The sequence below is a fragment of the Agromyces neolithicus genome, from assembly GCF_039529735.1.
GTDB classification, from domain to species: domain Bacteria; phylum Actinomycetota; class Actinomycetes; order Actinomycetales; family Microbacteriaceae; genus Agromyces; species Agromyces neolithicus.
In genome coordinates, this window is sequence record NZ_BAAANJ010000002.1 from 82308 (window position 1) to 99591 (window position 17284).

19 protein-coding genes are annotated in these 17284 nt (G+C 70.6%); 6 read left to right on the forward strand and 13 right to left on the reverse strand.

Features of this window, described 5'->3' with window-relative positions:
- Window positions 1–53: 53 nt before the first annotated feature.
- From dapA to ABD164_RS03620, 3 genes are all read right to left on the reverse strand, one after another.
- Complete coding sequence (gene dapA, locus ABD164_RS03610) at window positions 54–1028, reverse strand: 4-hydroxy-tetrahydrodipicolinate synthase (RefSeq protein ID WP_344293532.1); 975 nt, start codon at window positions 1026–1028, stop codon at window positions 54–56.
- Between the two features lie 944 nt (window positions 1029–1972).
- Window positions 1973–2488 (reverse strand): dihydrofolate reductase, encoded by a 516-nt coding sequence (locus tag ABD164_RS03615; protein WP_344293534.1) that lies wholly within the window; start codon window positions 2486–2488, stop codon window positions 1973–1975.
- Window positions 2485–3294 carry a thymidylate synthase gene (locus ABD164_RS03620; protein WP_344293536.1) on the reverse strand — a complete coding sequence of 270 codons (810 nt, stop codon included), beginning with the start codon at window positions 3292–3294 and terminating at the stop codon, window positions 2485–2487. The genes ABD164_RS03615 and ABD164_RS03620 overlap by 4 nt, the downstream gene beginning before the upstream one ends.
- 103 nt (window positions 3295–3397) lie before the next feature.
- Here ABD164_RS03620 and ABD164_RS03625 point away from each other — a divergent pair, with 103 nt between their 5' ends.
- Genes ABD164_RS03625 through ABD164_RS03640 form a run of 4 tightly spaced genes read left to right on the forward strand, consistent with a single transcriptional unit; the run spans window position 3398 to window position 5699 of the window.
- Window positions 3398–3841: a TlpA family protein disulfide reductase gene (locus ABD164_RS03625; RefSeq protein ID WP_344293538.1), complete on the forward strand. Its 444-nt coding sequence runs from the start codon at window positions 3398–3400 to the stop codon at window positions 3839–3841.
- Window positions 3822–4310 carry a DUF4395 domain-containing protein gene (locus ABD164_RS03630; RefSeq protein ID WP_344293540.1) on the forward strand — a complete coding sequence of 163 codons (489 nt, stop codon included), beginning with the start codon at window positions 3822–3824 and terminating at the stop codon, window positions 4308–4310. Before ABD164_RS03625 ends, ABD164_RS03630 begins: the two co-directional genes overlap by 20 nt.
- Window positions 4311–4365: 55 nt before the next feature.
- Entirely contained in the window at window positions 4366–4788 is a 423-nt protein-coding gene (locus tag ABD164_RS03635) for an OsmC family peroxiredoxin (RefSeq protein ID WP_344293542.1), read from the forward strand.
- Window positions 4789–4790: 2 nt separating this feature from the next.
- Complete coding sequence (locus tag ABD164_RS03640; RefSeq protein ID WP_344293544.1) at window positions 4791–5699, forward strand: TIGR01777 family oxidoreductase; 909 nt, start codon at window positions 4791–4793, stop codon at window positions 5697–5699.
- Window positions 5700–5797: 98 nt separating this feature from the next.
- Here the strand turns inward: ABD164_RS03640 and ABD164_RS03645 are convergent, their stop codons facing one another.
- Window positions 5798–6238 carry a hypothetical protein gene (locus ABD164_RS03645; protein ID WP_344293546.1) on the reverse strand — a complete coding sequence of 147 codons (441 nt, stop codon included), beginning with the start codon at window positions 6236–6238 and terminating at the stop codon, window positions 5798–5800.
- Window positions 6235–6987, reverse strand: a complete 753-nt coding sequence (gene dapB / locus ABD164_RS03650; protein ID WP_344293548.1) for a 4-hydroxy-tetrahydrodipicolinate reductase — start codon at window positions 6985–6987, stop codon at window positions 6235–6237. Before dapB ends, ABD164_RS03645 begins: the two co-directional genes overlap by 4 nt.
- Window positions 6988–7063: 76 nt before the next feature.
- Between dapB and ABD164_RS03655 the strand changes: the two genes are divergently transcribed.
- Window positions 7064–7561, forward strand: coding sequence for a GNAT family N-acetyltransferase (locus ABD164_RS03655; RefSeq protein ID WP_344293550.1), 498 nt, complete (start codon window positions 7064–7066; stop codon window positions 7559–7561).
- On the opposite strand, the gene ABD164_RS03660 is transcribed toward ABD164_RS03655, so the two are convergent.
- From ABD164_RS03660 to ABD164_RS03695, 8 genes are all read right to left on the reverse strand, one after another.
- Entirely contained in the window at window positions 7549–8151 is a 603-nt protein-coding gene (locus ABD164_RS03660) for a histidine phosphatase family protein (protein WP_344293552.1), read from the reverse strand. The genes ABD164_RS03655 and ABD164_RS03660 overlap by 13 nt on opposite strands.
- A 36-nt stretch (window positions 8152–8187) precedes the next feature.
- Entirely contained in the window at window positions 8188–9573 is a 1386-nt protein-coding gene (locus tag ABD164_RS03665; protein WP_344293554.1) for a M16 family metallopeptidase, read from the reverse strand.
- 94 nt (window positions 9574–9667) lie between these two features.
- Window positions 9668–10765 (reverse strand): aldo/keto reductase, encoded by a 1098-nt coding sequence (locus ABD164_RS03670; RefSeq protein WP_344293556.1) that lies wholly within the window; start codon window positions 10763–10765, stop codon window positions 9668–9670.
- 162 nt (window positions 10766–10927) lie between these two features.
- Window positions 10928–11743, reverse strand: coding sequence for an HpcH/HpaI aldolase/citrate lyase family protein (locus ABD164_RS03675; protein WP_344293557.1), 816 nt, complete (start codon window positions 11741–11743; stop codon window positions 10928–10930).
- Window positions 11740–12294, reverse strand: a complete 555-nt coding sequence (locus ABD164_RS03680; RefSeq protein ID WP_344293559.1) for a MaoC family dehydratase — start codon at window positions 12292–12294, stop codon at window positions 11740–11742. The genes ABD164_RS03675 and ABD164_RS03680 overlap by 4 nt, the downstream gene beginning before the upstream one ends.
- 13 nt (window positions 12295–12307) lie before the next feature.
- Window positions 12308–13468, reverse strand: a complete 1161-nt coding sequence (locus ABD164_RS03685; RefSeq protein WP_344293561.1) for an acyl-CoA dehydrogenase family protein — start codon at window positions 13466–13468, stop codon at window positions 12308–12310.
- A gap of 9 nt (window positions 13469–13477) precedes the next feature.
- Window positions 13478–15553, reverse strand: a complete 2076-nt coding sequence (locus ABD164_RS03690) for an ATP-binding protein (RefSeq protein ID WP_344293563.1) — start codon at window positions 15551–15553, stop codon at window positions 13478–13480.
- A 196-nt stretch (window positions 15554–15749) separates the two neighbouring features.
- Window positions 15750–16325 (reverse strand): TetR/AcrR family transcriptional regulator, encoded by a 576-nt coding sequence (locus tag ABD164_RS03695; RefSeq protein WP_344293565.1) that lies wholly within the window; start codon window positions 16323–16325, stop codon window positions 15750–15752.
- Between the two features lie 100 nt (window positions 16326–16425).
- Here ABD164_RS03695 and ABD164_RS03700 point away from each other — a divergent pair, with 100 nt between their 5' ends.
- Window positions 16426–17151 carry an MBL fold metallo-hydrolase gene (locus ABD164_RS03700; protein ID WP_344293566.1) on the forward strand — a complete coding sequence of 242 codons (726 nt, stop codon included), beginning with the start codon at window positions 16426–16428 and terminating at the stop codon, window positions 17149–17151.
- Window positions 17152–17284 lie beyond the last annotated feature (133 nt).

Sequence of the window (17284 nt, forward strand, 5' to 3'; positions counted from 1 at the left end):
CGTCGCGGATGTCTCGTGGTGGCGGTTCGCCCGCCGGCCGCGCTTCGCGCGGCTCAGCGTGTGGTGCCGGCGACCTTCGGCAAGGCGCCGCCGGCGGCGGCGTTGCGGTCGGGCCGGAAGTTGCGGAAGTCGACGCCCGGGATGCCCCGCACGTGATCGATCTCGTCTTCGATGAGTGCCGCCTCCCACTCCTCGGGGCCGACGAGGGGAAGCCGCACGCGCGGACTCGAGATGCGGCCGAGGCCGTGCAGGATGTACTTCGCCGCGACGGTACCCGGCACATGGGTCATGGTCGCGCGCACGAGCGGTTCGAGCTGCTGGTGCGCGGCGGTGGCCGTGGCGAGGTCGCCGCGGTTCACGGCGTCGACGATGGTGCGGTAGGGCGCCGGGGCGATGTTCGCGGTGACGCCGATGAGGCCCGAGGCGCCGATCGACAGGTGCGGGAGCACGTTGGCGTCGTCGACCGAGAAATAGAGCAGGTCGGTCTGGTTCAGCACACGGCTGACCTCGGAGAAGTCGCCCTTGGCGTCTTTGATCGCCACGATGTTCGGGTGCTTCGCGAGGCGCAGGATCGTCTCGTACTTGATCGGCACACCAGTGCGACCGGGGATGTCGTAGAGGATGACCGGCAGGTCGGTGGCGTCGGCCACCATGCGGAAATGCGTGAGGATTCCCGCCTGCGTCGGCTTGTTGTAGTACGGCGTCACGATCATGATGCCGTCGGCGCCGGCCTGCTCGCTGTGCTTGTAGAGCTCGATCGCGTGCGCCGTCTCATTCGAGCCGCCACCCGTGATGATCTTCGCCCGGCCGGCCGCGACGTCTTTGCCGACCTCGACGAGGCGGATCTTCTCGGGGTCGGTCAGGGTCGAGGTCTCACCTGTGGTGCCGGTGACCACGATGCCGTCGGCACCCGCCGAGATCACGTCGTCGATGTGCTTCTCGACCCCGGCCCAGTCGACTTCGCCGTCCGCCGTCATCGGCGTGACGAGCGCGACGAGCACTTGTCCGAAGGGGTTCTCTGCAGTCACGTGCTCAAGGCTATCGCCCCGCCCGCCCGCACCGCTCCCACTGCCGCCACGCAGCCGCCGCGTCGACCACGGCCCGATTCCCGGCCGATGGATGCCGCGACCAATGCACGTTTACACTCCCGCACGCGCTCTGCGGCACCCGCGCCATCGAGTTCGCGGGAATCTCGATGTGCAGAACACCATCGTCCTCGCCGAGTTGGCCGTGGAAACGAAGGGCGCTTGCACAAGCGAGCCGCCCGCCGAACTCGCATGCTCGCACGGCGGCTGCATGCGTGTCGGGCAGCGCATACCACGCTTGACGTACCCGAATCAGTCCGCCGTTTGCGGTGAAGATGCGAACGGCCTGGTCGTCGAGCCCCATGTGTCGCAGGTCGGATCTCCTCGCGATCCCTCCGAGGGCGGTCGTCTCACGTTGGTACTTCATCTCGACACCTCGTGCTTCATCGCGACCTCGTGCTCCGAGCATGATCTGCTGAGATCGGCTTCGTGGCACCTTGAGCCATCCTGTGAGAATTGGCGTGGGTGCCCTCGCTGTGGAGGGCGACTGGCCCAGGTCGCGAGTCGTACCCGAGGGTCTGACGATCGCGCGGTGCTCCCCAAGCCGAACCCGCGCGGACGCCCTTCCCTCCAGCTGAGCCGAGACATCTGTGCGACTCCTGAAAACAAGGACAGCCATTCCACGCAAACGCGATTCCACGCTCCGGATCAGGACGCGCGCGGTGTCCTTGTTTTCAGGAGTCCCGCAGGCCGAGACCTCGCACGTCCGTCACGCGTGCCTGATGCGTCCCTCACGCGTCCCTTCGCACGAGGGTCACGACGTTCTGGCTGGGCGCGATGAGCACACCGCCACCGCGAGTGGGGGCGCGGTGGGTGCCGCCACCGCGAGTGGGGGCGCGGTCGCGGCACGCGAGCCCGCGGCGGGAACTTCCCGACCGCGTCGGTGCTCAGGGGCGCTCGTAGCGGCGGAAGCGGTAGCCGATGCCTGCGCGCGAGACGTACGCTCCGACCTCGGGGTCGGCATCGGCGAGTCGCCAGCTCAGGTCGATCGAGGGGGCGTAGGTGTCGCCCGGCATGTCGAGGTCGAGCTCGGTGACCTCGAGGCGATCGGCGCGGTCGATGAGCCGGCCGAAGAGCTCGGCTCCGCCGATCACCCAGATCCGGTCGGGTTCGGATGCCCCAGCCAGCGCCAGGCCGTCGTCGATCGAGCCGGCGCGCACGGCGCCCTCGGCCGTCCACTCGGAATTGCGTGTGACGACGATGTTGTCGCGGCCGGGCAGCGGCCGGAACCGCTCGGGCAGCGAATCCCATGTCTTGCGACCCATCACCACGGGGCTGCCCAGCGTGACCTGCTTGAAGTGCGCGAGGTCTTCGGGCACGTGCCACGGCATGACCCCGCCGGCGCCGATGACGCCGTGGTGCGCCTCGGCCCAGATGAGACCGAGCTTCGGAGCCGCGCTCATACGGCGACGGCGGCGCGGATCGCCGGGTGGTGCTGGTAACCCTCGACGACGAAGTCGTCGTACTCGTAGTCGAAGATCGACTCGGGTGTGCGCGCGAACCGCAGGGTCGGTGCAGGGTAGGGGTCGCGCGAGAGCTGCTCGCGCACCTGCTCGACGTGGTTGTCGTAGATGTGGCAGTCACCGCCCGTCCACACGAAGTCGCCGACCTCGAGGCCGGTCTGGTGCGCCACCATGTGGGTGAGCAGAGCATACGAGGCGATGTTGAACGGCACCCCGAGGAACAGGTCGGCGCTGCGCTGGTAGAGCTGGCACGACAGCCGGCCGTCGGCGACGTAGAACTGGAAGAGCGCGTGACACGGCGCCAGCGCCATGTCGGGGATGTCGGCGGGGTTCCACGCCGACACGATGAGCCGACGCGAGTCGGGGTTCACGCGGATCTGCTCGACGACGTCGGCGATCTGGTCGATGACCTCGCCCGCCGGGGTCGGCCACGACCGCCACTGCACGCCGTACACGGGGCCGAGTTCGCCCGCGGCGTCGGCCCACTCGTCCCAGATGGTGACGCCGTTGCGCTGCAGCCAGCCGACATTCGACGAGCCCTGCAGGAACCACAGCAGCTCGTAGGCGATCGACCTGAAGTGCACGCGCTTCGTGGTGATGAGCGGGAACCCCTCGGACAGGTCGAACCGCAACTGCCGCCCGAACACGCTGCGCGTGCCCGTGCCGGTGCGATCGCCCTTGACGGCGCCGTGGTCGAGCACGTCGCGCAGCAGGTCTTCGTACGGTGTGTGAATCGTCTCGGACATCGCCACAAGGCTAACCCCGTCGGGGCGCGCCGCGGATGTCCCGCGCCCGTCATCGTCCGTCATACTCGCCACGTCAGCCCGCCCGCGTGCCTACGCTCTGACCATGGACTGGCTGGCAGCGCTCGTGGTCGGCGCCGTGCTCGTCGCGGCGGCGACGGCGACGGGGCTGATCTGGCGGTCGCGGCAGGGTCGCGCGCATGCCGGCTCGGGTGAACGGGTGCGCCCTGCCGAGCTCGGCCCCGTCGCCTTCGGCGACGCGGCGACTCTCGTTCAGTTCTCGACCGAGTTCTGCGCCAAATGCCCTGCGACGGCACGGTTGCTCCACTCGATCGCCCACGACGCGCAGGGAACCCGGCACGTCGAGATCGACTTGACCCGGCGCGCCGACCTCGCGCGCAGGTTCGACGTCACGCAGACGCCGACCACCCTGCTCCTCGACGCCGACGGCCTCGTGCGCGCCCGGTTCAGCGGAGCCCCGCACGCGCACGCGGTGCGCGCCGAACTCGATGAGATCCTCGGGAGGCATCATGTCGGAATCCAGCGCTGAGCAGCAGGTCGGCGCCGGTACGGGGACGCCCGGGATCGACCCGCGCGGTCCCCGCTTCGGCGCGGGCATCACCGCCGCGCTCCTGCTCGCCACCGTCGTGCTCGGGGTCGGCGGCGCGTCGGCCGCGGCGTTCTGGCTGCTCGTGATATTGACCGCGCTCTTCGCGTGGGGCGCATTCGCCGGCATCCGGCGGCACCCCTATGGCCTCCTCTTCGCGAGGCTCGTGCGCCCGCGGCTCGCCCCGCCGGCCGAACTCGAGGACCCGCGACCGCCGACCTTCGCCCAGGGTGTCGGCTTCGCGGTCGGTCTCGCCGGGGTCCTGCTCGGCGCGTTCGGCGTTGCGTCGGCGGTGCCGATCGCCGCGGGCATAGCGTTCTTCGCGGCGTTCCTCAACGCCGCCTTCGGCTTCTGCCTCGGCTGCCAGATGTATCTGCTGCTCGTGCGTGCGCGAGTCATCGCCGGCACCTGACGCACGCGACATCCGCCCCGCTAGGCTGAGAGCCCGTCTCGAAGTGGAGGATCCCATGGCGCTCACGAGTGAATCGACCACCATCTGGAAGGGCACGCTCTTCGAAGGGTCGGGCGACGTCAACCTCGATTCGTCGGGGCTCGCCAACTTCCAGGTGACCTGGGAAGGACGCTCCGAGGGCGTGTCGAACATGACCAACCCCGAAGAGCTGCTCGCTGCGGCGCACTCGTCGTGCTTCTCGATGGCCCTCTCACTCGCACTCGCGCAGGCCGGCAACCCGCCCGAGAGCATCCAGACCACGGCGGCCGTCACGTTCGAGGCCGGCAAGGGCGTGCTCGGCAGCCACCTGCTCGTGAGCGCGCGCGTGCCGGGCATCACTGAAGCCGAGTTCGAGGCGTTCGCCGCAGACGCGAAGGACAACTGCCCCATCTCGAAGGCGCTCGCGATCCCGATCACGATCGAAGCCGAACTCGCCTGAAAATGAGAGTGCTCGTCGCCGGAGCATCCGGATTCATCGGCGCCGAGCTGGTCGACCGTCTGACAGCTGCGGGGCATGATGTCGTGCGCCTCGTGCGACGACGCGCTCAGATGCCCGACGAGGTGTCGTGGTCACCGACCGCGGGCATCATCGACTTCACGGTGATGGATCGCGTCGACGCCGTCGTGAACCTCGCCGGTGCGTCGTTCGCCCGAGTTCCGTGGACCAGGGCCTACCGCGGCGAGATCCTCGACTCGCGAATCACCGCGACGCGCACCCTCGCCGACGCCATGCGCAAGGCACGTAGGCCGCCGGCGACGTTCGTCAACGCGTCGGCGGTCGGCTACTACGGCGACCGTCCGGGAGAGCTGCTCACCGAGTACTCGAGTGCAGGCACGGGGTTCCTCGCGGGAGTCGTCGAGAAGTGGGAGGCCGCCGCGCGACTGGCACCCGAAGCGACCCGCACCCTGACCGTGCGCAGCGGCCTCGTCATCGGCCATTCTCATCTGCACGGCCACGGCGGTGCCCTGAAGCGGGTCAGCACGCTCACGAAGCTCGGTGTCTCGGGCCGCCTCGGCACGGGCGGGCAGCATTGGCCGTGGATCGCCTTGGCAGACGAGGTCGGCGCCATCGTGCACCTGCTCGATTCCCACGTCGCAGGCGCCGTCAACCTCACCGGCCCCACGCCCGCCACCGCCGACCGGGTGATGACCGCCATGGCCGCGCGCATGCACCGCCCCTACGCATTCAGCCTTCCTGAGAAGTTGCTCGAACTCACCCTCGGCCAGGCCGCCGACGAACTGCTGCTCTCGAGCCAGAAGGTGCGGCCGCAGCGGCTGATCGACGACGGCTATCGCTTCGAGCACGCGACCGTCGAGACGGCCCTCGACGTGATGCTGGGCGTGCAGTAGCGCTGAGTGCGGCCGACGGTCCCCCGCATTGAGCGGGCCGCCGGTCGCGGCGTTCACCCGCAGTGGTCAGTGCTGCGCGCGGTCAGTGCTGCGCGCGGTCAGTGCTGCGCTCGGTCGAGCTCGATGGCGCGTCGCACCGCCTGCCGTGCACGTCGACGGTCTCCGGCCGCGTCGTACGCCAGCCCCAGCCGCAGCCACGCCCGCCACGAGTCGGGCGCGGCCTCGGCCGCGGCACGGAATCCGTCGAATGCGGCATCGGCCGCGGACCGCTCGGGTCGGCCGCTCGGCCTGACCGGCAACCCGAGGTCGAGGCCGCCCTCGGCCTCGAGCCGCTTCACAAGCGCCTGCGAGCGCATGCCGAACGCGAGTTCGCGCCACAGGGCCCAGCCCGCGATGATCGGCAGCACGATGAGCGCGATGCCGATCGCGATCGCGATGGGCTCGCCGGTGCCGATGAACTGCACCGCACGCCAGCCCACGAGCACGACGTAGACGACGAGCAGCGCCGCCATGATGAGCGCGCCGGTCTTCGTGCTCATCGAGCGGGGCCCGACAATCCGAGGTCGAGCAGTGCGTCGAGGCCGACGGTCACACCCGACACCTCGGTCGCGCGGCGCAGGGCGAGCAGGATGCCGGCCTCGTACGAGCTCGGCGACAGCGTCGAGTGGGTGAAGGTGAGGGTCTCGCCGTCGCCGCCGAGGATGACGCGCTGTTCGGCGAGCACGCCTGCCATGCGCAGGCTGTGCACGGGGATCCCCGACACGAGCTGCCCGCGGGCGCGCTGGTCGGTATGGGGGGCGGCGACCGGCCCGATGACGGCGCGGCCCTCGCCGATGAGCTCTGCGGTGCGCACGGCCGTGCCCGACGGCGAGTCGACCTTGCCGGCGTGATGGGCCTCGACGATCTCGATCGAGTCGAAGTAGGGGGCGGCGAGCGCGGCGAACGACGATGCCAGCACACTGCCGATCGAGAAGTTCGGCACGAACACGACCGCGCCGGCGTCGTCGTGACCGCGCACGAACTGCGTGATCTCGGCGATGCGATCGCTCGACCAGCCCGACGTGCCGACCACGATCGGAATGCCCGCGCCCGCGGCGAACTCGACGATCGCGGCGCTCGCGCCGGGGTGCGTCACATCGAAGGCCACATCGGCGCCGAGCATCTCGTCGAGGCTCGATCGCGAGTCGAGCGCGGCGTGCAGTTCGAGGTCGTCGGCCTCGTCGATGAGTCGAACCGCCAGTTGCCCCATCTTGCCGGTGGCCCCGGCCACGGCGACCCGTTTCGTCACGCCATCACCCTACCAAGCGGCATCCGGCGGTCGGATGCCGCGAAGCGGGCCGGTGGCGCCGTCGTAGGCTGATCGCATGCTGCGTTTCCGCCCTGCCGACGTGACCTCTCCCGACGCGCACGGCATGCTCGACGCGTACTTCGCCGAGCGCGCGGCGGGCTTTCCGGTCGAGCAGGGCGTCTACCGCCCGACCTGGCCGAAGGCCGAGCAGTTCACGCCTCCCATGGGTGTGTTCGTCGTCGTCGAAGGCGACGATGCCGGGCCGGTCGGGTGCGGCGGTGTGCGGCGCATCGATGCGCACCCCGAGACGCACGCGGTGCGGTTCGAGGTCAAGCACCTGTGGCTCGCCCCAGCGGCCCGAGGGCAGGGCGGTGGGCGTCGCCTGCTCGACGAGCTCGAGCGTCGGGCGATCGGGTTCGGTGCGCAAGAGCTCGTGCTCGACACGAATGCCAGCCTCGAAGCGGCCGGCGGGTTGTACCAGTCGGCCGGCTATGCGCCGATCGAGCCCTACAACGACAACCCGAACGCGACGAACTGGTACGGCAAGACCGTGTCGCCGCCTCAGATCGTGTAGGGCTCGGGCAGCCCGGTGCGCAGTTCGGGCGGCAGGTGCGCGAGGTCGTTGTGCACGACGAGGCTCCACGGGCGCCCCGGCTTCTGCGTGAGCACCGTGAGGCCGCAGTTGGCCTGGTTGATCGACACCCACCGCCAGTCGGGCGCCCCGAGCACCTCACGTACGAACCAGGCGATCACGAAGTTGTGCGTGATCAGCAGCTCGTGGTGGTCGTCGCGATGCGAGCGCAGGAACTCGTCGACCGCGTCGACCATCTGGGCGCTGCCTGCCTCGATCTCTTCTTCGGTGACCGAGCCGAAGAACGGTTGGTACACCTTCGGCATCTCGGGCACCGGCCCCGACGGAATGCAGTCGAACAGCAGCGGCGAGGGCTCGGGGTTCAGCGCCGGCATCTTCGCGGCGATGATCTCAGCGGTCTCGGTTGCGCGCTGCAGGGGCGAGTGCCAGGCGTGGTCGAACGGAATACCCCCGAGTCGCTCGGCGAGCAGCTCGGCCTGCCGCCGCCCTCGAGGCGAGAGCGGCCCGTCGGGCAGGCCGTGCTCGGCGTCGAGTTGCTCGCCGTGTCGAACGAGGTAGAGGTGGTGGCCCACTGGAAATCGACTCCTGTACTTGGTGTCGGGTCGCGGTCAGGCGACGTCGATGCTCGGTGCGATGCGGTCGACCACACCGGAGAAGGCCGCCTCGTCGGTCGCCCCGACGGCGACGAGAGAGAACGGCCGGGCGACGAGATCGGCTGCGAGCGCCTGCACGTCGTCGACCGTGACGAGTGCGATGCGACGCAGTGCCTCATCGAGATCTGCGAATTCTGCAAGAGTCAGTTCGGCGCGGCCGAGTCTCGACATGCGAGTGTCGGAGTCTTCGAGGGCGAGTGCCGACGCGCCCGCGAGCTGCCCGGCGGCGCGGCGCAACTCGTCGGCGGTCACGCCGTCGTTCGCGACGCGTTCGAGTTCTTCGCGCATGAGCCCGGCCACCGTGCCCGCCTTCGCGGGCGCGCAGCCGGCGTACATACCGAAGAGCCCGGCGTCGGAATAGGCCGGCGCGAACGAGTAGACGGCGTACGCGAGCCCTCGGCGCTCGCGGATCTGCTGGAACAGCCGCGACGACATGCCCGAACCGAAGATCGCGTTGAGCACGCTCATCGTCGAGCGGCGCTCGTCGGTCGCCACGAGGCCAGGCACGCCAAGCAGCAGGTTCACCTGCTCGGTGGGCCGTTCGACGACGGTGAGCGGATGCCCCGCCGCGAGGTTCGCCGCGAGCGTGGGCCGGCGCTCGACGGGGGCTGCGGCGATCGAGAGGTTCCACCCGGCCGCGGCGAGCGCGCGCTCGAGTTCGGCGATGAGCACGTCGTGATCGACCGCGCCTGCCACGCTCACGACGAGGTCTTGCGGGCGGTAGTTCGCGCGGTAGTGCTCGGCGACGGCCGGGCGGGTGGCCGAGCGGATGGTGTCGGGATCGCCCCCGATGGGGCGCCCGAGCGGATGATGCCCGAGCACCGCCTCGAAGAACCGCTCGTTCGCCACGTCGGCGGGGTCGTCGCCCGCCATCGACAGTTCTTCGAGGATGACCCCGCGCTCGTTCTCGAACTCGGCGGGGTCGAGGAGCGACGACGTGAACATGTCGGCGAGCACGGCCACGGCCATGGGCAGGTCGCGGTCTTGCACCTTGGCGTAGTAGCAGGTGTACTCCTTGGCGGTGAGCGCGTTGTGCTCGCCGCCGACCGAGTCGAACGAGATCGCGATGTCGAGCGCCGTTCGGCTCGTGGTGCCCTTGAACAGCAGATGCTCGAGGAAGTGCGTGGACCCGTAGCTCGCGGGGTGGGCGGCGTCGGCGCCCTGCTCGTCGCGCGACCCGACGGCGACCCAGAACCCGATGGTGACGCTGCGGCTGCCGGGCACCTGCTCACTCAGCACGCGGACGCCCGACGGGAGGATGCTTCGCCGGACCCGGGAACCGCCGGTGGCCTCGAACGAGAGCTCGGACAGGCCAAGTGGGAGGTCGACGGCGCCGTTCATCCCGCCCAGCCTATGCCACCGGTCGGACACAGGCGAGGTTCATCGCCGCACGGCGGGCCGCTCGCGCTCCGCACTGCCGTGAGTGCGCCGCCGGTCAGGCCGAGGCGCGGTCGAGTTCGACGAGTTCGGAGCGCGCCAGCTCGACGCACGCGGCGCTCATCAGCGCCTCGACGTGCTCGGGCCGGGTCGCGCTCACGACCGGTGCCGCGACCGTCGGTTTGGCGAGCAGCCAGGCGAGGGCGATGGTGGCGGGCGCCACCCCGTGCGCGAATGCGACCGCGTCGATCGCCTCGAGCACCCGATGGCCCCGCCGACTGAGGTGCGCGGCCTGCCGCGCACCGCGAGCGTCGTGCCGTGCGTCGGAGCGCCGCCGCACGCCGCCCCCGAGAAATCCGTTCGCGAGCGCGAAGTACGGCAGCACCGAGAGCCCCTGGGCGTGCGCCACGAGTTCGGGCGCACCCTCGAAGGGTTGCCGCTCGAGCAGGCTGTACCTCGTCGTGAGCGCCTCGAAGCGGGGCAGCCCGTTCGCGGCGAGTACGCGGGCCTCGATGAGCCGCTCGGGCGAGAAGTCGGAGGCTCCGATGGCACGCACCTTGCCCGCGGTGATGAGCGCGTCGACCGCTCCGAGGCGCTCTTCGAGGGGGATGTCGAGATGTTCGTCCTGGAGGTAGAGCAGGTCGATTCGGTCGGTGCCCAGGCGGCCCAGCGAGTCGTCGACGGCGGCGACGAGGTCGGCCACGTTGCGCGCGCGACGGTCGGGGTGGCGCCCGACCCGGGTCGTGACGATCATGCGGTCGCGAGTGCCCCGCGAGCTCATCCACCGGCCGATGATGCGTTCACTACGCCCCGCGCTGAAGCTGTCGGAGGTGTCGATGATCGATCCGCCGGTGCCGGCGTAGCGGTCGAGCACGTCGGACGCTGCCGCGTCGTCGACGGTCCATCCGAACGTCGAGGAGCCGAGTGCGATCGGATGCGCCGACAGGCCGGTCTCGCCGATCTCGGCTCGCCGCGGCACCGTGATCGGGCCAGAGAGCGGGTTCGAGGTGATCGTCTCGACGCGCTGTTCGACGGTGACGGATGTGGTGGTCGCGAGGTCTTCGGCCGGCTGGTGCAGCGCCGCGGCACGCGCACGCTCGGCGTACGTCGCCTCGGCAACGCTCGCCCCATGCGCCATGCTGTGCCGTCGAGCCACGATGCTCCCCTCCTCCCCAGGATTGAACATCGAGAATATGCGCAGAACGGCACCCGGCCCCGCCGAAAGCCCGAAGTCGGGCGAACTGTTACCGAATCGTTTCGACAGCGGGGGTCACGGTCGCGCATCATGCGACCCGGCGAACGGATGTCGCGACTCGCGTCACCCCGCGCGGCGGATGATCGCCTCTGCCTGGCGCAGCACCGGGGCATCGACCATCACGCCCCGGAAGGCGAACACACCGGCCTCGCTCGCGGCCGCCGCATCGAGCACCGCTCTCGCCCACTCCAGTCGCTCAGGTTCGGGGCGGTAGCCCTCGCGCACGATCGCGACCTGCGACGGGTGGATGCACGCGGTCGCGGCGAACCCCAGCGCCGCGGCATCGTCGACCTCGGCCCGCAGTCCGTCGACATCGCCGATGTCGAGGTGCACGGCGTCGATCGCGGCGATGCCGTTGGCGGCCGTCGCAAGCCGTACCTGCGACCTGGCGTGGCGCGCGACGTCGCGATATCTCCCGTCGTCGAAACGGCTCGACGAGCCTCCGAGCGACGCGACGAGGTCTTCAGCGCCCCACATGAGCGCCGAGACATTGGGGAGGTCGGCGATCTCGCCCGCCGCGAGCACTCCGCGGGCGGTCTCGCAGAGCGCGATCACCTCGTAGTCGGCGAGCCCGACGAGGTCGGCCGTGCCCTCGCATTTCGCGAGCATCACGGTGCGATAGGGCGTCTGCGCGAGCATCGCGAGGTCGTCGTCGAGATGCGGGCTGCTCGCCGGGTTGACGCGCACGATCACGCGTTCGGGGTCGATCGTGGTGGTGAGCAGCGCGACTCGCGCCGAGTGCTTCGCGTCGTCGGCGACGGCGTCCTCGAGGTCGAGTATCACGGCGTCGGCGCGTTCGGCGGCCTTCGCGAACCGGTCGGGGCGGTCGGCCGGGCAGAAGAGCAGCGCCGGGCCGAAGCGGAACGCCGGGTGGGTCATCCGCTCGCCTGCTCACCGTCGGCCACGGCCGCACCGGCGGCGACCGCCTGCCGCTCGCCCTCGGCGCGCAACCAGACCAGCATCGTGCGCGACGCGGTCGCGACGACGACACCGTCTTGGTTGCGGGCCGTGTGGGCGAGGGTCACGACGCCCTGCCCGGGGCGCGACGCCGACTCGCGCTTGGACTCGACGATGCTCTCACCGTAGAGGGTGTCGCCGACGAAGACCGGATGCGGGAACGCGACCGCGCCGAACCCGAGATTGGCGACGAGCGTGCCCTGCGTGAGCTGGCCGACCGACTGCCCGACCAGCGTCGACAGGGTGAACAGCGAGTTCACGAGCCGCTGCCCGAACGGCTGCTCGGCCGACCAGGCCGCGTCGAGGTGCAGCGGCTGCGGATTCATGGTGAGCGTCGTGAACAGCACGTTGTCGGCCTCGGTGACCGTGCGACCCGGGCGGTGCAGGTAGCGCACGCCCTCTTCGAACTCCTCGAACCAGAGTCCGCGCTGCACGACCTCGCGCAGCGGCGCCGCTTCCGAAGCATCCGTCATGGTGAACCCCTCCTCAGCCGATGCCCAGCTCGCGGGCGATGACCATGAGCTGCACCTCGTTCGTGCCCTCGCCGATCTCGAGGATCTTCGAGTCACGGTAGTGCCTCGCCACCAGGCTCTCGTTCATGAAGCCCATGCCGCCGAAGACCTGGGTGGCGTCGCGCGAGTTGAGCATCGCCGCGTCGCTCGAGACGAGCTTCGCCATCGCGGCCTCCTTCTTGAACGGAAGGCCCGCGTCGACCCGGCGCGCCGCGTCGCGCCATGCGAGGCGCGCGGTGTAGACCCTTGCCTGCATCTGCGCGATCGTGAAGGCGACGTATTGGTGCGATGCGATCGGCACGCCGAAGACATTGCGGGTCTTCGCGTATGCGAGCGCCTCGTCGAGGCAGCCCTGGGCGACGCCCGTGGCGAGCGCCGCGATCGCGACGCGGCCCTCGTCGAGCGTGCGCAGGAAGTTGGCGAAGCCGCGGCCGCGTTCGCCGAGCAGGTTGGCGGCCGGTACGCGCACGTCGTCGAAGGTCAGCGCGTGCGTGTCGGAGGCCCGCCAGCCCGACTTGTCGTAGCCCGCCGCCACGGTGAACCCGGGTGTGCCGTTCGGCACGATGATCGTCGAGAGCTCCTTCGAGACCGAGCCGTCGGGGCGCTCGCGCTCACCGGTCACGGCCGTGACCGTGACGAACTTCGTGATCGGCGTGCCCGAGTTGGTGATGAATTGCTTCGAGCCGTTGATGACCCACTCGTCACCGTCGAGCACGGCGGTCGTGCGGGTCGCGCCGGCATCGGACCCGGCCTCGGACTCGGTGAGGCCGAACCCGGCGAGTGCACGCCCGGCGACGAGGTCGGGCAGGTGCTCGGCCTTCTGCTCGTCGGTGCCGTGACGGTAGATGGGCATGGCGCCGAGGCCGACTGCCGCCTCGAGGGTGATCGCGATCGACTGGTCGACGCGGGCGAGCGCCTCGATCGCGAGGCACAGCGCCATGTAGTCGCCGCCCTGGCCGCCGACCTCTTCGGGGAACGGCAGGCCGAACAGCCCGAGTTCGCCCATCTGCGCGACGACGTCCATCGAGAGCGTGTGGGTGCGGTCGGCCTCGTACGACTGCGGGGCGACGACGGTGTCGGCGAACTCGCACACCATGTCGTACAGCTGCTGTTCCTCGGTGCTCAGGTCGTGCATGGTGCTCCTCTATTCCTGGTCGGGTGCGTTCGCGACGGCACCCGCGTAAGGGCCGTCGGAGGGGTCGGGTTCGGATGCCGCGGGGTGCGGCTCGATGCGCGCGACCGCCTGGTCACGACCGACGAGGTCGCCCACGGCGACGGCGAGCCGAACCGTGCCGTCGAGCGCCGCGACGACGCGATGCTCCATCTTCATCGCCTCGATGGCGACGATGGCGTCGCCCGCCTCGACGGTGTCGCCGTTCTCGGCGAACACCGCCGTGACGGTTCCGGGCATGGGTGCGCGCAGGTCGGGGTCGGCGGCGTCGGCGCCGCGCTCGGTCGCCGCGCGACGGCGCTCGGCGTGGGTTCGACGGTCGATGCGCACGAAAGCGGCCGATGCCCCGCGGTGATGCACCCACACGGCGCCGTCGTCGTCGACGCGGATCACCGCATCGGCGAGTGCGTCGGGCATTGCGGCGTCGGGCACTGCGGCGACCGTGCGCATCTCGTGCGGGTGGTCGCGCGGGGCGAGCAGCACCTCGGTCGCATGCACGGCGCCGGGGCGCCAGCCCGTGGCCGAATGCCAGGCCGTTGGCCCGCCGTCACCAGCCGCGAGTCGCTCGACGGCGTCATCGCGCGCGAACCGGCGTGCCGCCGCATCGATGAGCTCGGGCACGGGCTCGGCGGCGTGACTCTCGGGCATGCGGTCGATGAGCCCGGTGTCGAGATGACCCGCCTGCACCCCCGGCTCGGCGAGCAGCCGGCGCAGGAAGGCGATGTTGGTGTCGACCCCGAGCACGACGGTGTCGGCGAGCGCACGGTCGAGCCGCTCGAGCGCCTGCGCCCGATCGGAGCCGTACGAGATCACCTTGGCGATCATCGGGTCGTAGTAGGCGGTGATCTGCTGGCCCTCGCGGATGCCGGCGTCGACCCGCACGCCCTCGCCCTCGGGGGCCCGCCAGGCGAGCACCGGCCCCGTCGACGGAAGGAAGCCGCGATGCGGCGTCTCGGCATAGAGCCGAGCCTCGACGGCGTGACCCTCGAGCCGCACCTGCTGCTGCGCGAACGCGAGCGGCTCGCCCGCGGCGATGCGGAGCTGCTGCTCGACGAGGTCGACGCCCGTCACGAGCTCGGTCACGGGATGCTCGACCTGCAGCCGGGTGTTCATCTCGATGAAGAAGAACTCATCGGGTGCGGCATCGGACACGAGGAACTCGACCGTGCCCGCACCGAGGTAGCCGACGCTGCGAGCCGCATCGCAGGCCGCTGCGCCGATGCGCGCCCTCGTCGGCGCGTCGAGCAGCGGCGAGGGCGCCTCTTCGATGACCTTCTGGTGGCGCCGCTGCAGCGAGCACTCGCGTTCGCCGAGGTGCACGACGGTGCCCGCCGCATCGGCGAGCACCTGCACCTCGATGTGGCGGGGCCGCTCGATGAGGCGTTCGAGCAGCAGCGTGTCGTCGCCGAACGCCGCGCTGGCCACCCGACGCGCGGTGGCGAGCGCCGCGGCGAGCTCGCCGGCAGCGTGCACGACCTGCATGCCCTTGCCGCCGCCGCCGGCCGAGGGCTTGACGAGCAGCGGGAACCCCACCGAGCCCGCGGCCTCGATGAGCGCGGCGTCGTCGAGCGACGGGTCGGCGATACCGGGCACGATCGGCACGCCGGATGCCGCGACGTGCAGCTTCGCCCGGATCTTGTCGCCCATCACGTCGAGGGCCTCGTCGCCGGGGCCGACGAAGACGATGCCCGCTTCGCGGCAGGCGCGGGCGAAGCCCGCGTGCTCGGAGAGGAACCCGTAGCCCGGATGCACTGCCTGCGCACCCGTGGCGAGGGCGGCATCGACGATGCGCGCCGGATCGAGGTAGCTCTCGGTTGCGGGCGCCGGGCCGATGCGCACGGCCTCGTCGGCGAGGAGCACGTGCGGGGCGTCGGCGTCGGCGTCGGAGTAGACGGCGATCGAGTGGATGCCGAGGCGTCGCAGGGTGCGGATGACCCGTACCGCGATCTCGCCGCGGTTGGCGACGAGCACTCGCGAGAAGGGGCGCTCGGGGCGGTCGCGACCGGCGGTCGTGCGCTCGGGACCGGGTGTGCTCGTGAGCGTGACCATTCGCGCCTCTCTGCCGCTCGCGCGCCACACAGTTAGCGCGCACTAACTGGAATCATGTTAGTGGCCACTAACTGAAACCACAAGCGGCCACTGCCCCTTCAGGCCGCTGAGCCCCACCTTGGGACATCCGCCCCGCTCGCAACTCAGGAGGATGGTCGCGATCCCGCACTCACACCGGGGATGGCGCCCATTCTCCTCAGTTGCCGAAGTCGGGTTTGGCGGCGAGGGCGTCGGCGAGTCGGTGCGCGCCGAACTCGAAGGCGCGCTCGATGTCACCGCCGAGGCGGAATGCCCCCGAGAGTTCCATGCTGACGAACCCATTCGCCCACGCGGCCAGCGTGCGGGCGGCGTCGAGTGCGTGATCTGGGCCGGAGAGCTCGACCGCGACCGCGAGCATCGACGCGCTCGCCCGCCTGAGCACGTCGGGGTCGAGGGCGAGCTCGCTGCCCGGCGTGAACAACAGGCTGAACGCCGCCGGACGCTCGTGCGCGTAGCCGCGGAACGTGCGCGCAAGCACCAGGAGGCGCGCGTGCGCGTCGGGCGTGCCGGTCGCCGCGGCGTCGAGGCGCTGCCCGAGTTCGCCGGCGGTCGCCTCGGCAACCAGCGAGACGAGCTCGGCTCGGTTGCGCACACGCTTGTAGAGCGAAGGCGCACGCACGCCGACGCGCGCGGCGACAGCCTGCATCGTGAGGCCGCCGAGCCCCTCGGTCTCGAGGAGTTCGCGACCCGCGGCGACGATCTCGCCGAGTGAGGTGCGGTCAGGTGTCGGCATGGGTCCCCCTGGTTCGATCCGCGTTGGCTATTGACCGTAGCCATGATGGCTATGTATATTAGCCATCATCCCACACCACTCGACGAAGGCGAAGACCCAGATGCGACTCGGCCCATCACTCCACCGAATCGGCAACGACATCGTGGCCGTGTACCTGATCGACACACCCGACGGCATCACCCTGATCGACGCCGGTCTCGCGGGCCAGTGGCGCGACCTCACCGCCGAGCTCACGGCGATGGGCCGCTCGATCAGCGACATCCGAGGCGTCGTGCTCACCCACGGCGACACCGACCACATCGGGTTCGCCGAGCGCCTGCGCCGTGACCACGGCGTTCCCGTGTACGTGCACGAGGCCGACGCGGCCCGAGCTCGCGGCGAGCAGTCGACCAAGCCCGATTGGGGCCACATGAAGCTCGGCGCGACCACGAGGTTCCTCTGGTACGCGCTCACCCACGGCGGCGTTCGCACCACGCACCTCTCCGAGGTCGTCACCGTGCGCGACGGCGACGTGCTCGATCTCCCCGGGGCGCCGCGAGTCATCGGCATGCCCGGCCACTCCCCCGGCAGCATCGCGATCCACGTGCCCGTCGCCGACGCCGTGTTCGTCGGCGACGCGCTCACCACGCGGCACGTGCTCACGGGCGCAGCGGGCCCGCAACCGGCCCCGTTCACCGACGATCCGGCCGAAGCGCTGGTGTCGCTCCACCGGCTCGAAGGACTCGAGGTCACCTGGGTGCTGCCCGGTCACGGCACCCCATGGAACCGCGGTGTCGCCGAGGCTGTGCGCGAGGTCGCACGCGCTGGCGCGACATCCGATTCGTGAGGTCGCCCACCGCGTTCGCCACCGAGCGTGCAGTCATGGCCCTCGCGACGGCGCGAACGGCACGGCCGCCGAGACAGCCCTTCGGTCGACACCGTCGAGCGCGGGCGCGAACTGCACGCTCGCCGCAACGGAT

What these genes read in the sequence shown, in the direction of transcription:
- ABD164_RS03655 (WP_344293550.1), top strand. Translation starts at nt 7,064, where the DNA reads ATGCTGCGTTTCCGCCCTGCCGACGTGACCTCTCCCGACGCGCACGGC.
- ABD164_RS03685 (WP_344293561.1), bottom strand. Translation starts at nt 13,468, where the DNA reads ATGCACGACCTGAGCACCGAGGAACAGCAGCTGTACGACATGGTGTGC.
- ABD164_RS03665 (WP_344293554.1), bottom strand. Translation starts at nt 9,573, where the DNA reads ATGAACGGCGCCGTCGACCTCCCACTTGGCCTGTCCGAGCTCTCGTTC.
- ABD164_RS03640 (WP_344293544.1), top strand. Translation starts at nt 4,791, where the DNA reads ATGAGAGTGCTCGTCGCCGGAGCATCCGGATTCATCGGCGCCGAGCTG.
- ABD164_RS03695 (WP_344293565.1), bottom strand. Translation starts at nt 16,325, where the DNA reads ATGCCGACACCTGACCGCACCTCACTCGGCGAGATCGTCGCCGCGGGT.
- ABD164_RS03645 (WP_344293546.1), bottom strand. Translation starts at nt 6,238, where the DNA reads ATGAGCACGAAGACCGGCGCGCTCATCATGGCGGCGCTGCTCGTCGTC.
- ABD164_RS03615 (WP_344293534.1), bottom strand. Translation starts at nt 2,488, where the DNA reads ATGAGCGCGGCTCCGAAGCTCGGTCTCATCTGGGCCGAGGCGCACCAC.
- ABD164_RS03635 (WP_344293542.1), top strand. Translation starts at nt 4,366, where the DNA reads ATGGCGCTCACGAGTGAATCGACCACCATCTGGAAGGGCACGCTCTTC.
- ABD164_RS03620 (WP_344293536.1), bottom strand. Translation starts at nt 3,294, where the DNA reads ATGTCCGAGACGATTCACACACCGTACGAAGACCTGCTGCGCGACGTG.
- ABD164_RS03625 (WP_344293538.1), top strand. Translation starts at nt 3,398, where the DNA reads ATGGACTGGCTGGCAGCGCTCGTGGTCGGCGCCGTGCTCGTCGCGGCG.
- ABD164_RS03630 (WP_344293540.1), top strand. Translation starts at nt 3,822, where the DNA reads ATGTCGGAATCCAGCGCTGAGCAGCAGGTCGGCGCCGGTACGGGGACG.
- ABD164_RS03690 (WP_344293563.1), bottom strand. Translation starts at nt 15,553, where the DNA reads ATGGTCACGCTCACGAGCACACCCGGTCCCGAGCGCACGACCGCCGGT.
- ABD164_RS03700 (WP_344293566.1), top strand. Translation starts at nt 16,426, where the DNA reads ATGCGACTCGGCCCATCACTCCACCGAATCGGCAACGACATCGTGGCC.
- ABD164_RS03680 (WP_344293559.1), bottom strand. Translation starts at nt 12,294, where the DNA reads ATGACGGATGCTTCGGAAGCGGCGCCGCTGCGCGAGGTCGTGCAGCGC.
- ABD164_RS03675 (WP_344293557.1), bottom strand. Translation starts at nt 11,743, where the DNA reads ATGACCCACCCGGCGTTCCGCTTCGGCCCGGCGCTGCTCTTCTGCCCG.